Origin of the sequence: Bacillus sp. ES1-5 (assembly GCF_022487605.1) — a bacterium.
Lineage (GTDB): Bacteria > Bacillota > Bacilli > Bacillales > Bacillaceae_G > Bacillus_A > Bacillus_A wiedmannii.
This window is the reverse complement of sequence record NZ_JAKVPU010000003.1, coordinates 205,701-219,620: the sequence shown is the minus strand read 5'-3', so window position 1 is coordinate 219,620 and position 13,920 is coordinate 205,701. Positions and strand designations below refer to the sequence as shown.

The 13,920-nt window shown below is 33.4% G+C and carries 13 protein-coding genes; 8 read left to right on the top strand and 5 right to left on the bottom strand.

The features are described 5' to 3' along the window. Positions 1 to 6 precede the first annotated feature (6 nt). Both MKO96_RS13355 and MKO96_RS13350 read right to left on the bottom strand, forming a co-directional pair. Positions 7 to 1,164: an agmatine deiminase family protein gene (locus MKO96_RS13355; RefSeq protein ID WP_240587702.1), complete on the bottom strand. Its 1,158-nt coding sequence runs from the start codon at positions 1,162 to 1,164 to the stop codon at positions 7 to 9. Positions 1,165 to 1,445: 281 nt separating this feature from the next. Continuing rightward, positions 1,446 to 2,573 carry a serine hydrolase domain-containing protein gene (locus tag MKO96_RS13350; protein WP_240587701.1) on the bottom strand — a complete coding sequence of 376 codons (1,128 nt, stop codon included), beginning with the start codon at positions 2,571 to 2,573 and terminating at the stop codon, positions 1,446 to 1,448. 262 nt (positions 2,574 to 2,835) lie between these two features. Here MKO96_RS13350 and MKO96_RS13345 point away from each other — a divergent pair, with 262 nt between their 5' ends. Next, entirely contained in the window at positions 2,836 to 3,066 is a 231-nt protein-coding gene (locus MKO96_RS13345) for a hypothetical protein (protein WP_064056690.1), read from the top strand. Between the two features lie 109 nt (positions 3,067 to 3,175). Here the strand turns inward: MKO96_RS13345 and MKO96_RS13340 are convergent, their stop codons facing one another. Continuing rightward, complete coding sequence (locus MKO96_RS13340; protein WP_240587700.1) at positions 3,176 to 4,408, bottom strand: MFS transporter; 1,233 nt, start codon at positions 4,406 to 4,408, stop codon at positions 3,176 to 3,178. An 85-nt stretch (positions 4,409 to 4,493) separates the two neighbouring features. On the opposite strand from MKO96_RS13340, the gene MKO96_RS13335 reads away from it, so the two are divergent. Together MKO96_RS13335 and MKO96_RS13330 are read left to right on the top strand one after the other, a co-directional pair. Beyond that, positions 4,494 to 5,336, top strand: a complete 843-nt coding sequence (locus MKO96_RS13335; protein WP_240587699.1) for a LysR family transcriptional regulator — start codon at positions 4,494 to 4,496, stop codon at positions 5,334 to 5,336. Positions 5,337 to 5,338: 2 nt separating this feature from the next. After that, positions 5,339 to 5,848, top strand: coding sequence for a DUF3916 domain-containing protein (locus tag MKO96_RS13330; protein ID WP_240587698.1), 510 nt, complete (start codon positions 5,339 to 5,341; stop codon positions 5,846 to 5,848). A 74-nt stretch (positions 5,849 to 5,922) separates the two neighbouring features. Here MKO96_RS13330 and MKO96_RS13325 read toward each other — a convergent pair whose 3' ends face one another. Continuing rightward, a complete protein-coding gene (locus MKO96_RS13325) occupies positions 5,923 to 6,867 on the bottom strand; it encodes a glycerophosphodiester phosphodiesterase (protein ID WP_240587697.1) in 945 nt (314 codons plus the stop codon). A gap of 398 nt (positions 6,868 to 7,265) precedes the next feature. Continuing rightward, a complete protein-coding gene (locus MKO96_RS13320) occupies positions 7,266 to 8,885 on the bottom strand; it encodes an FAD-dependent oxidoreductase (RefSeq protein WP_240587696.1) in 1,620 nt (539 codons plus the stop codon). A 477-nt stretch (positions 8,886 to 9,362) separates the two neighbouring features. Between MKO96_RS13320 and MKO96_RS13315 the strand changes: the two genes are divergently transcribed. From MKO96_RS13315 to MKO96_RS13295, 5 genes are all read left to right on the top strand, one after another. Then, positions 9,363 to 9,707, top strand: coding sequence for an ArsR/SmtB family transcription factor (locus MKO96_RS13315; RefSeq protein ID WP_000571875.1), 345 nt, complete (start codon positions 9,363 to 9,365; stop codon positions 9,705 to 9,707). 18 nt (positions 9,708 to 9,725) lie between these two features. After that, positions 9,726 to 10,724, top strand: a complete 999-nt coding sequence (locus MKO96_RS13310; protein ID WP_087981417.1) for an NADP-dependent oxidoreductase — start codon at positions 9,726 to 9,728, stop codon at positions 10,722 to 10,724. 177 nt (positions 10,725 to 10,901) lie between these two features. Further along, entirely contained in the window at positions 10,902 to 12,368 is a 1,467-nt protein-coding gene (locus MKO96_RS13305) for a protein adenylyltransferase SelO (RefSeq protein WP_240587695.1), read from the top strand. Between the two features lie 243 nt (positions 12,369 to 12,611). After that, a complete protein-coding gene (locus MKO96_RS13300; protein ID WP_240587694.1) occupies positions 12,612 to 13,706 on the top strand; it encodes a response regulator aspartate phosphatase in 1,095 nt (364 codons plus the stop codon). Then, positions 13,703 to 13,891 (top strand): Phr family secreted Rap phosphatase inhibitor, encoded by a 189-nt coding sequence (locus MKO96_RS13295; RefSeq protein WP_000592005.1) that lies wholly within the window; start codon positions 13,703 to 13,705, stop codon positions 13,889 to 13,891. The genes MKO96_RS13300 and MKO96_RS13295 overlap by 4 nt, the downstream gene beginning before the upstream one ends. The last annotated feature ends 29 nt before the right edge of the window (positions 13,892 to 13,920 follow it).

The window sequence follows — 13,920 nt, the reverse complement described above, 5'->3', positions numbered from 1 at the left end:
AATCCATTACTTCAATGCAATCGGTTGTTGCTGTGTAACACAATGAATCATGCCTCCATTTTTATAAAGCTCTCTTACATCAATACCAACCACTTTACGATCTGGGTATAATTTCTGAATCGTATCATTTGCGATTTTATCATTTGGATCATTATAATTAGGCACCAATACAACTGTATTCCCAATATAATAATTAATATATGACCCCTTATAATCGAGAGTTTTTCCATTTTCTAATACAACTTTTTCTTTACTAAGCGGTAAGTATTCATACTTATATTTCTTTCCTGAAGCATTTTTTGCATCTAACAATGTATCCATATCTTTATTAGATAAACCCCATTCGGCTAGGTCATCTTCTTTCATCGTTACAATGGTAGATTTATTATGGAATTTAGCAAATCCATCAATATGAAAGTCCGTAATATCTAAATTAGGCACTCCGTCTAACCAAATAAAGTTTGTCACACCCAGATCACTTATATATTTTTCAATTTCCTTTTCTGATAAATCAGGATTTCTATTTTTATTTGTTACTGCACTTCTAGTTAATAAAGCAGTCCCATTGCTGTCTAATTCAATTGCGCCGCCTTCAAGGACAAATTTCCCCCAATCAATTCTTTCAATCCCTGTTTGTTTACTAACATTTTCACGTACACGAGCATCATTTTTATAAGGTGTTTTCTTTCCCCATCCATTAAATGCCGGATCCAATATTTTTAAATTTTTATTATTGTCATAAACAAAAATCGGTCCACTATCTCGTGCCCATACATCATCAGTAGGAGCGATAAAGAAATCAATTTTATCCATATTCAATCCTTTATCTATTAAAAGCTTATTGATTCGCTCTTCCTCCTTCTCATCGTATGCAACAATGTGGACTTTCTCACCTTCAGTTAAAGCACTTGCCATCTTAACCCAAATCGGTTCAACTTCCTGCTTATACTCTTCACCATATGTAAATTCATGAGGCCATTGTAGCCATGTACCTTCATGTTTATCTTTTTCATCTGGCATCGTATATTTCCCAGCATTTTTCTGTACCTCTACTTTTTCACTCTCTTTCCCTTTAGCATTTTCATTATTCCCCTCAAAAGAGCATCCACTAATAATCGTTGTAGATAATGTAACCATTAAGCAAAACTTTACTATTTTTTTCATTTTGTAAACCTCCTGTTCTTGTCTCCAATAATGTAAAGCTTCACATAGTGTGAAGCTCAAGCTTTTTTGTAGATGTAAAATTTAACAATTAATCTTACGCATAAATTCAATACGAACAGATGAACTTCACGCAGCAACTTTCCTATATTTAACATACATATCATTTAACTTCCTATATAAAATTATTCTAATAATCCCTCTTCATAGTTACTTCTTCATTGAAATTTCCCAAATAAAAAATCGGTATTGATAATTACATATCAATACCGATTTACAAATTATTATTTTCCTTCTATTAAATCATTCGCCATTTTCCTAAACTCCTGATTAAACGTATCATTCATACCATTTTGTACGTTAGAGAATAATATTACAAACGTTCGTTTATCCCGGTTAAAATTATTAAATGTATTCCAACCAGCTAATACACCATGATTATGATAATAATCTGGATTAGTATAGAAACTAAATCCATATTTTCTTACTGGTGATGCAGTAAACATATCTGATACACTTTGTTTAGAAATCAACTTTCCATCCATAATAGCCTCATCTAATCTTTTCATATCTTCAACAGTCGTATACATTTCACCACACCCATATAGCCAATTCATTTTTAAGCGGGGTGCAGCTATTAACTCATTATCTTTTTTCGTATAACCTTCTGCTAAGAAAATATCTTCAGGAAGGGTAGCCCCCATTCCTGATTCATGCATTTCAACAGGCGTAAAAATATTTTCTTTCACATATTCAGCGAGCGGTTTATTCGATATCTTTTCTACAATATACGCAAGCACCATATAATTATAATCTGTATATTTCCACCCAGTCCCTGCAGGAAATTGCAATTTTTGTGCACCAATCCACGTTACTAACTTTAATCGTGACGCCGCATCAACCCTACCTTGTCCCTGATCTGGCAACCCAGACGTATGTGTTAACAAATTTCGTAACGCAATGTTTTTATCTGCCGGAAATGAAGAAATATACTTATTTACATTGTCTTCAATGTTTAATTTCCCTTTTTCTTTTAGTTGCATAATAGATATTGCAACTACTGTTTTCGTAATAGAACCAATACGATATTTCGTTCTTGGCGTCGTGACTACTTTATCTTTCACATTCGCATACCCATAACCTTTTCGTAAAATCACATGATCTTTACTAGCTACAAGAACACTCCCATTAAATCCTTTTTCTTTTAAATATTGATCTAGTTTTCCAGCTACAACTTCATAGCGCTTTTTTTCATTTGCATCAACTTCTTGCATACCGTCCTTTTGCTTACTATTTAAATTAGAAAATGCCTTTATATCATATTTCTTACCTTTATTTACATGTATTAGTGCAACGACACTCCCACAAAAAATAGCAAAAATAAAGAAAACAATTAACCATTTCTTTAGCATAATAGGAACCCTCTTTTATCTAGTTTCACTTAACGCGCATCCATTCTATTCTATATCTTTTAATTTTCAAATATTTCATAATATTATCTATCTATTATTCACCTATTTAAACTAGATTCCTTTTTCTCATATTCAGTTTTTGGCTACTCTCTATTGTATTTCTTTCTTGCAAAATTTCCACCTTACAATCGGATACACCCTACTATAATTTCAACAGCTTATGTAACATTTGTTACACATAATAAGAAATGGAGTTGTTACGATGAAAAATACCGATAAACACAATCGTTTAAATGATATGATGTTCCATTACAGAGTAACAAAAAATAACATAGTTTTAATTGAATATTACGGAAAACAAATTAAAATATTAAAAGGAAATGATGCTGAAAAATTTTTAAACAAAATAAATCATGCACATAACGATACAGAAAAACAACTCATTATGGCTAAAGTAACAGGTAATTTCAAAAGAGGCAATGAACGTCATTGAAAACGAATCTCATTTATTTTTTGATTATACAACATATAAAAAAGAAATGTCGCACATTCGGCATTTCTTTAGATTTTCTTCATATAAAATTTACATTACTAACTTTCTTTTATTTTTTGTTTTTACTATATAAACTCACTGCCGAGATACATAGTAATACCACTATACATAACCACGCATACGTATAGCCTTTTTCATCTACAATATAACCAAATAAAACAGGTGCAACAATAATCGCAATTTGATTGAATGTCAGTGCCAAACTAACTGTTATTCCAACACGTTCTTCACTTGCCAATTCAGCAACTTCGACGATAAAAAGACTAAACCATCCAATTGAAAAGAAGCCTAACAATGCACTTATACCATATAATACTCCACTCGTTACTGTATGTATGCACATTACTAACAATAGAATCAAACCGATAGAAGCGCAGACAGCTATAAATAAAGGTATGTGCCGATTCCCCTTATAAAATAAATCACTAATAGCTGCTAATATAACACGGCCAATCATTCCAGAAAAAAACATAACCGAAAATATTGTTCCGGCTACAATAGATGGAATTGATTGTTCCCTTACTAGAAATTTCATAAAGTGCCCAACTAACACCATTTGCAATGAAATCATGCAAATCCCCGTTATATAAATTGGATACAACTCTTTTTTGCATATCACTACTTTTAGCTGCGTCCAAAAAGAAATTTTAATATGTTCTTTCCTTACTTCCTCCTGAGCATATGGCTCTTTATAAAACATAAAAAATAATAAACCTCCAATTATACAAATGCATGCCATACTATTTATCGCGTAAGTCACATTATATTGTATCGTAAGAAAAGGGATTAACACTCCCGCTAACGCACCACCAATCGGTATACCAGCTTGCCTTATTCCCATCGCTAATCCACGATTTTCTTTTGAGAACCATTTTAAAATCACTTTACTTCCTCCTGGCTGGGAAACACTATAAAACATTCCTACTAATAAAAGTACAAATAACAGTCCATTAAATCCACTTACTATATTGGTTAGTAAAAGCGAACCTCCTAACAAAAATGAACTGATAGAAATTAATAATTTTTCATTATATTGATCAAGTAGCCGACCGACGAACAGCATACAAAATAGCGGTCCAACATTTACAACACTTACTAACAATCCACTCTCCGTATTCGTAAGCGCATATTCTTCTTTCCAAAATAACGCCAAAACTCCAACACCATACGTTATAAGTGTCGCTGTTGTTTGAGCAATCGTCGCAGCAATTAACATCATCCACTTATAATTTCTATTCATCCTTTCTTCGATTAACAAAATAATCCCTCCATCCACTTCCATTGTATGAAAGTTCTGATATCATATAAAATAAAGATTCATCATGTAATCCATCAAAAAAAATGATACCTTTTTGGAGGGATAATACGTGGATATAAAAGATTTAACTGTATTTTACGAAGTTGCGAAGGAAAGTAATATTTCTCACGCAGCTAAAAATTTGAACTATGTACAATCAGGCGTAACAATGCGTATGAAACAACTAGAAAATGAATTAGGTGTGCCTTTATTTTACCGTAACGGAAAAGGTGTAACTTTAACTTCTAACGGTGAGATTTTATTAACATACGCTAAACAAATTATCCACTTAATGGATCAATCTATAAAAGCGGTTCAAAGTAATGGAACTGAGCCAAAGGGCACGTTGAAAATTGGATGTACAGAATCTACAACTGCGGTAAGGCTTCCCTCTATATTAACGGCCTACTATGAAAAACACCCAAAAGTCGAATTGATTTTAGAAACAAATACGACCGAACAACTAATTAGGCTAGTGTTAGAACGAAAACTAGACGGAGCGTTTATAGCTGGCTCTACTCAGCACGCTGAACTTCATACAAGTGTATTTCGTGAAGAAGAATTAGTTCTCATTAGTAAAAAACCTTTATCCTCTCTTAAAGACATAGAAGATATGAATTTACTCGCTTTTAGTCACGGTTGCTATTATAGAAGTTTATTAGAAGACTGGCTTCAAGAAGTAGGAATCTCCCCTAAACGATTATTAGAGTTTGGAACAATTGAAGCGATACTCGCATGTGTAAAATCAGGTATGGGCGTAGCGATTATGATGAAATCTATTTTAAATGGTCATGCACATAACTTATCATTCAACCCTTTACCAAATAGATTCAAAAAAGTTCCTACTACTTTTATTACTAGAAAAGATATATATCACTCAGCTGCATTACAAAAATTTATGGAGATGATTTAACAATGCGTGAAAAGAAAATACGTGGTATGAAGCGTAAAATTAACACTATGATAAAGCGAATTGAAGAAAATACAAAAACGTTCCCTTCTGCTTTCTGTGACGATGAATATTGGTATATGCCCTTACCAGTTTCCCAAGCTTTTATCAATTCATGTAAAACACCTAGAAAAGTAAAACGTTTGTGTATACAAACCTTATTAAATCAAGCAAAGCATTTAATAAAAATGAAACCGATCGATACATATACATATCGAGTTGTTGTTTTAATTTCTATAGAAAATTTGCGGGATTCCCAAATCATTGTATTTAAAAAAGAGGGGTACTTTCATAATTTCTTTAATAGAAATAGTGAATTTCAAAAATGGATTCCTCTTTCAAATGAGTCTGATTTTTGGGAGACATGGGGAATTTCAATTTGTTCTACTGTCCACATGCTACACTTTCAAGAAGTCATTTATGATGAGGATGCAATCGATGAAAAAGAGATTTGGTTTGTTGGAGAATTATCTTAAAAGGGGAACTTTACTTCTATCACCTGGCATAATAAAAAGGTATACCTAAAACAACGATATACCTTTTCACCTATTTATTTTTCCTTTAGCACACTATGTAATCGATCAGGATAATTTGTAAACATTCCTGTAGCACCCCATTTAATTAACAATCTCATATCTGGTTTCTCATTAATTGTATACGGGTGAATTAACAGTCCATTTTTCCTAGCCATTTTCATATATGACTCGTCAATAATTAGTTCTCCGTTATCATTACGTAAGTTTGGTCCAATACCAGCTGCATATTTTTTAATTTCCTGAAAATCATCATTCGTTACACTTTTCGGTTCATGTGTAATGCCAGACCATTCAACAATCTCATTGTTTTCATTTGGATAATACCAAAGCAGTTGAACTAACGGAATATTTTCATTCATACTATGAATCTTTTTTAAACTGTCTTTACTAAATGATTGAATCATAACACGGCTAGAAGACATGTTTTGACCTACTAAATTATATTTATTTAACAACGCTAACAATTTCTCTTCCATTCCTGGGTACACATCTGGTGATTTTGTTTCAATGTAATACTTCATGCTTCTTCCGTACTTTTGGAAGATTTCTTCAAGAGTCGGAACTTTTTGCCCAACATACTCTTGCTTAGCCTTTTCTGGATAAGATTTATTGAACCAAGATCCCGCATCTAAGCTCTTTATTTCACTTAATGTTTTATTTCGTACTTCACCTGTACCATTTGTAGTGCGGTCAACTGCTGTATCATGCATTGCAATCAACTGGCCGTCCTTAGTTAACTGAATATCTAATTCCAAATAATCCGCTTTCATTTTTTTCACAAGATCATAAGAAGCAAAAGTATGCTCCGGTGCATGTCCACTTGCTCCACGATGTGCAATATTTAAAAATTTATTCGTATTCCATTCATGCTTCTCTTCTGCTTTTGCATGAACAGCTCCCCCAGCAAAGATACTTCCCATCATAAAGAAAATAACTAACACGCTAATAATTTTTCTCATCCTTCTAACCCTTCCTACGTTGCAAATTTCAACAAGTTAATGAGATTTACACGAAATAGAAGATATACTCTCATTATTTTTATAAGCTTATATTAAAATTCCAATCTTACAAATATAATTCCCCTATGTTATTACTATAGAAAAATGTTACTATACTATTTATTTTTTTATATCCCTCCTTTTCACATGTAACTCCCTATTGCTTACAGTTCATTCAATAAAAAAAGCCATAAATTATTTAGAGGAAACTTCTGTATCCCTAAATAAATTTATGGCTTGTCTCAAATATCTCCGGCCTCGATTAACTTGTCGAAATTAATCATACCAAACCTATTAAAATTTGTGAATATTATTTTTTCAGTACAGTGAAGCATTTAAGACAATTCTCCCATAGTTACTTAAAAATCATATAATAAATTACCCATTACCTCTTCTAGCAATAAATATGGATTTACTACCTCTTTTTCCGAACGCCACCCAATAAAGCCATCTGGTCTAATTAATACAGCTCCTTCATCACCTAAACCATATAATTCGCTAAAAACATTTTCTTGAGCAATAAAGTCTCCATTTAGACCAACGCGATATATTTTTATATTTACTCCTAACCTAGATGAAACATCCTGTACACAATCGGCCCAAGTACAATTTTCTGCTCCAGTAAGTAGCACAAAATCGTTACCTAATAAATCAAGGACAGAAACATCATTTCCACCATACGTCCCCAAAAAATGTGGTGCTCGCGTTCCAGGTCTTCCGTTCAACTGTACTATATCCATTCTATGTGGCGTGGCTGAATCATCTATAATCGCCTTTGAACTATACTGATACCCAACCGTTACAGCTAAACCATCCATATTATTCATACTGCCTTCCTCCCTATTTGCAGCACGGAACAGTAAACTACTTGCATAATCCGTCGTTAATTTTGCAACAGGATATCTCTCTTCATGATATGTTTCTAACAATTTCGGCTTTGCTTTCCCTTTTATAACAGTCGCTAATTTCCAAGCTAAGTTATGCGCATCTTGTATACCTGTATTTGAACCAAATCCTCCTGTTGGCGGCATAATATGCGCAGAATCGCCAACTAAAAAAATACGATTATCTTGAAATTTTGTAGCAGTACTTTCAGTTGCTTCCCACGGTAAAACACTTACTATTTCTGCCTTAATATTTGTGCTTCCAATTGCGGTTTGAATAATTTGTTTACAGCGTTCTATAGTAAAATCCTCTGACCTCTCTCCTTTTAATGGATCGTAGGATACATGGTAAATCCATCTTCTTTCGTTATCAACTGGAATAAGTGCACCAAGAACTTCTGGATGAAGTACCATAGTAAAACCAAATGCATCTCCTTGTATAAACTCACTTAAATCCGCTTCAAAATAAATATTCATATAATAGCCACCGATCGTACCTCGTCCCTCGGTACGTATCCCTAGCTGCTCACGTATTTTACTTTTTGCCCCATCTGCTACAATTACATAGTCACAATGAATAATACTTTCTTCTTCCGTTTCACGATTCCGAATCGTTGCTATTACTCCGTGCTCATTTTGTTTATAAGAAACTAATTCATGATAAAAAGATAATTCTCCGCCTAATGTTCTCGCTTCTTGTAACATCATCTCTTCTAAAGTAATTTGATAACAAGCCGTTTGTTTTGATGGACTAATCTCTTCTATTTTTTGAAGTAACTTTTCATCGTTTCCATACTGAGCGGTCCTCATTTTTGCCAATTCTTCCTTATTCGCCTCAGCTATTGTATGAACTGCTATTCTTCCTCGACAATTTTCTAACGCTTTACCCGCCGATCTAATTCTTTGTTCTAAACCCAATTCTCGAAATAACTCCATCGTACGAAAAGTGATTCCACCTGCTTTTGGATGAATTGCAGTAGACGGGTGCCTTTCAACCAGTAAATAATTAATGTTATGTTTTGCAAGGAATAACGCAGATGCTAATCCTGATAATCCTCCTCCAACAATTAAAACTGGTACATCATTCGATTTCATATATTTACCCTCCACATCATTGTTCTGAGCTCAGTGACATAAATATAATCAAAAAAAACAATAAAATATAGACTTATATTTCATTTTCAATTATCATATAGATAGATTACGCCCCAAATTACTTTTACTTTTTCATACATCTATAATCTGTTTGAATTATGCGTGTATGAAAGAGTAAAACGAAACAACTCACTTTAATAGACACCAAAATAATAAAAACATGATAAGCGGTCGTAACCCTATAAATTATACAGGGTTGCGACCGCTTAATTTGTTGGTTAATGGCTTAAGCTATCTCATCTGTAAACAACGTATTATTCAAGCCTTTTCTATCCCCTACCATTTTCAACACATAAAATTTCATTCGTCTCGATTTTCTTTCCCAATATTGCAGCTCATTCAAGAATCTTGTAGCATTACCTTATCGACGGAATGGTTCATCATCTTAAACTTTTCGACTAATTACCAGGAGGTAAAGTGATTGAAATGAATAAACAAGAACAATTAAATGTTATAAAAAAAGATTTTATTGATTCTCAAAAAGTATTATTGGCAATTGGCGATGAAACACGTCAAGCTATTTTGTTTGTTCTCATGGAAACGGAATGTCAAACCGGATTACGTGTAGGAGAAATTACGAAACAAACACACCTTTCTCGACCAGCGGTATCACATCACCTTAGAATTTTACGAGAAGCCGGTATTATTTTAATGCGAAAAGAAGGTACAAAAAACTTTTATTATATTGATATACGTACAAAATTAGGCTTATTAAAAAATCTTGTATTAGATATTGAAAAGCTATTGCACAACTTTTATTGAAGTTTGGAGGTATAAGAAATGAAAGCAATGATAATTGAAAAGTACGGAAAAGTCCCAATGCGTATGACAGAGGTACCTACTCCTGAAATAAATGAGCATGAAGTGCTCGCAGAAATTCATGCAGCTAGTATTAACCCGATTGATTTTAAAATACGCGATGGAAAAGTGAAGATGTTACTTAAATATGAAATGCCTCTAATCCTTGGAAATGACTTTTCTGGTGTCATCGTAAAGGTTGGATCAAAAGTAACTCACTTTAAAGTCGGTGATGAAATATATGCACGCCCAAGAAAAAATAAAATCGGTACTTTCGCGGAATATATAGCCATTCACGAGGATGATGTAGCCTTAAAACCGAAAAATTTAAGTTTTGAGGAAGCGGCTTCGATTCCACTCGTTGGCTTAACATCATATCAAGCACTACATGACATCATGCACTTACAAAAAGGACAAAAGATTTTAATTCACGCTGGATCTGGTGGTGTTGGTACTTTCGCAATTCAGTTAGCAAAAATAATGGGGGCCACTGTTGCAACGACCGCTAGTGAAGCTGGTGCAAATTTAGTAAAGTCTCTTGGTGCAGATGAAATTATTAATTACAAAACAGAAAAATTTGAAGATATACTAACAAATTATGATGCGGTATTTGATACAATCGGCGGAACAACACTTGAAAAATCATTCAATATTATAAAAAGCGGTGGCAACATTGTTTCCGTTTCAGGAATGCCAAATGCTCGATTCGGTAAAGAATTTGGTTCAGGATTTTTTAAAACACTCTTATTTTCATTAGCAAGTAAAAAACTTACTGCACTTGAAAAAAAACATAATGCTCCATATTCATTTTTATTTATGAAGCCAAGCGGAGATCAATTACGTACTATTGCAAACTATATTGAAGCCGGCAAAATCAAACCGGTAATCGATCGAGTTTTCCCTTTTGAAGATGCTCAAAAAGCAATGGAATATTCAGAGGCTGGAAGAGCAAAAGGAAAAATAATTGTAAAAATTAAGTAGTAATAAACCTCCATTTTTTTTAAATGGAGGTTTATTACTTGCTGTTAAATAGACATAGGGCAATGAAGTCCTTACAATAGATTTCAAGGGGAAATATCATATTATACTTTTAGCTAATTTTACAAAGAATACATACGTACAAATACATAATAAAAAAATAAACAAGGAGGAGATAAAATGACTAAAAAAAATGAAACTGGTTGGAATTTAGATAATAGTTATACGACTTTACCACAATCATTTTATACAGAAATCCCCCTTACTCCAGTAAGTTCACCGGAGCTAGTTAAACTAAATCATTCACTAGCAATATCTCTTGGCTTTAATCCTGAAGAATTGAAAAAAGAAGTTGAAATTGCTATTTTCGCTGGTAATGCACTGCCAGAAGGAGCTCATCCGTTAGCACAAGCGTATGCCGGTCATCAGTTCGGACATTTTAATATGTTAGGCGACGGTCGTGCCCTTTTAATTGGCGAACAAATTACTCCTTCAGGTAAACGTTTTGACATTCAACTGAAAGGTTCTGGCCCTACTCCGTATTCACGCCGCGGTGATGGTCGTGCGGCACTCGGTCCAATGCTACGTGAGTATATTATTAGTGAAGCAATGTATGCACTTGATATTCCAACTACGCGCAGTTTAGCAGTTGTCACAACTGGCGAACCAACATATCGTGAAACAAAGTTACCTGGAGCAATTTTAACTAGAGTAGCTAGCAGTCATATACGCGTCGGCACATTCCAATATGCTGCAGCTCGTGGTTCTATCGAGGATCTTCAATCACTAGCTGACTATACGATAAAAAGGCATTATCCAGAAATTGAGGCTCATGAAAACCGATATACTGCATTACTACAAGAAGTCATAAAAAAACAAGCAAGTCTCATCGCTAAATGGCAACTTGTTGGATTTATCCATGGCGTAATGAACACTGACAATATAACAATTAGTGGAGAAACGATTGATTACGGCCCTTGTGCATTTATGGACAATTACGACCAAGGAACTGTATTTAGCTCTATTGATACACAAGGTCGCTACGCATATGGGAATCAGCCATATATGGCCGCATGGGACCTCGCTCGACTAGCTGAATCTTTAATACCGATCCTACATGAAGATGAAGAAGAATCATTAAAAATTGCTCAAGACGAAATTTCAAAATTTAGCATACAGTATGAAAACCAGTGGTTCATTGGAATGAAAAAGAAATTAGGACTATTTAGCAACGAAGAACAAGATCAATCACTTATTGAGCAACTTTTAAAAATGATGGAGAAACATAACGCAGATTACACAAATACATTCCGTTCATTAACTCTTGATACGATCGAAAATACAGCTCTATTTGAAAGTCCTGAATTTAAAGAATGGTACAAACTATGGCAATCTCGATTAGAAAGACAAGAAGAATCGAAAGAAAACGCCTACGAAATGATGAAAAATAATAACCCATCCATCATCCCAAGAAACCATCGCGTAGAAGAAGCACTAGAAGCAGCTGTTACAAATAGCGACTATAGCGTAATGGAGAAACTTCTTGAAGCGCTATCTAATCCTTATGCGTATGCTACAGATCAAGAAGAATACTGCGTTCCACCTGTACCGACGAATCGTCCTTATCGTACTTTTTGTGGGACTTGATTGTTTAATACATTAAAAAAGATGTGTTTATGCAATTTGTATGAACACATCTTTTTAATCCATTTCAAGTCCCTAACTATATAGCTCTCCTCTTTCTTTAACTCAAAACCAAAACCTATCTCTTCCAATGAGCTTAATAATGAAAATACGAAACAAATATTGAGAAATATAAAACCTCATTTCTAAATATTGTTATTTTTGATAATATATTTTATAAGAATATTCAAAAAGTGAGGGGATTTCATGAACGTTCAACTACAAGGTAATGAACAAATTACAAAATTATTTAATGACTGGTATTTAGCTATGCTAAAACAAGATGTGTCCCAGGCGACAAACTTAAAGCATGAAATTGAGGAAAAGGAACTAAACTTTGAAGAAGATGAAAAATTAGCATTATACTATTCTCTACTAAATTTTCGTTTCAAAGTTTTAACTGATGGTTTAAGCATCACAAAAGACAGCTTTAATAAGATAGATTCTTACGCGATTTCACCTAATCACCAACTTTCTTACTACTATCATTTATTTAAAGCAATTCATGCTACTTTAACAACAAATTACAACTTAGCTAGCGAACATTACGAAAATGCTGAAAAGCTACTAGGAAATGTTTCAGATAAACTAGAGGAAGCAGAATTTAATTACCGATTCGCTATCTTTAATCAACATTTTTATAAACCTATTGAAGCAATTCAGCAAGCAACAAAAGCCAGAAATATTTTCATGACTGAAAACGGGTTCGAGATAAAATTAGCACTTTGCGACAATATAATTGGTTCCTCATGTGTATTTTTAAAGCAATATGAACAAGCAGAGGAAAAGTTCAATTCTGCTCTTTCCATTTTACAAAAACTAAACGAAAATGATTTAGTTTTAAGCGTTCGTAATAATCTAGGTTGGCTCTATGCAAGTCAAAACCTGTCTTCTCTAGCGATTCGACATTTATCAGAGGTGTCAACCAAAATACCTACACACTTTAAAGCGCTCTTTTTACAAGCCAGAGAGCATTCTAAACTTGGTGAAATAAACATTGCTGAAAAACTTATCAAAAAAGGTTTGGAAGTTTGTACAGAACTAAACAATGATGAATATATACTTCATTTTAAAATTTTAAATTCTCTTAACAATAATGAGACAACTGAAGATCTAGAAAATATTATTCTTGAAGGAATTACGTATTTCGACAAAGAATCTTTATATAACTACACTCAAGAATATTCAGAAAAATTAGCAATTAAACTTTACGATGAAAATAATCACATAAAAGCAAGTGAGTATTTTCATAAAGCATTACAAGCAAAAGAAAAAACTTTTGAGAAAGGGGCATTAAAATGATAAAAAAAATTAGTTCTATCTTATTAGGATTATCTGTTATTGGAATTGTGTCTATTGGGATAAATAGTTCATTTACATATAAAGCAAGTCACGCTGATCTTCCCGCACCACAAAGACCTGACTTTGTTCAATCTGTTGACGTAAGTAAAGACTACAACTCAACAACAGCTGTAAAAGCGCTTTAAAAAACGAAAGACCTTCAATTCAGAAGGTC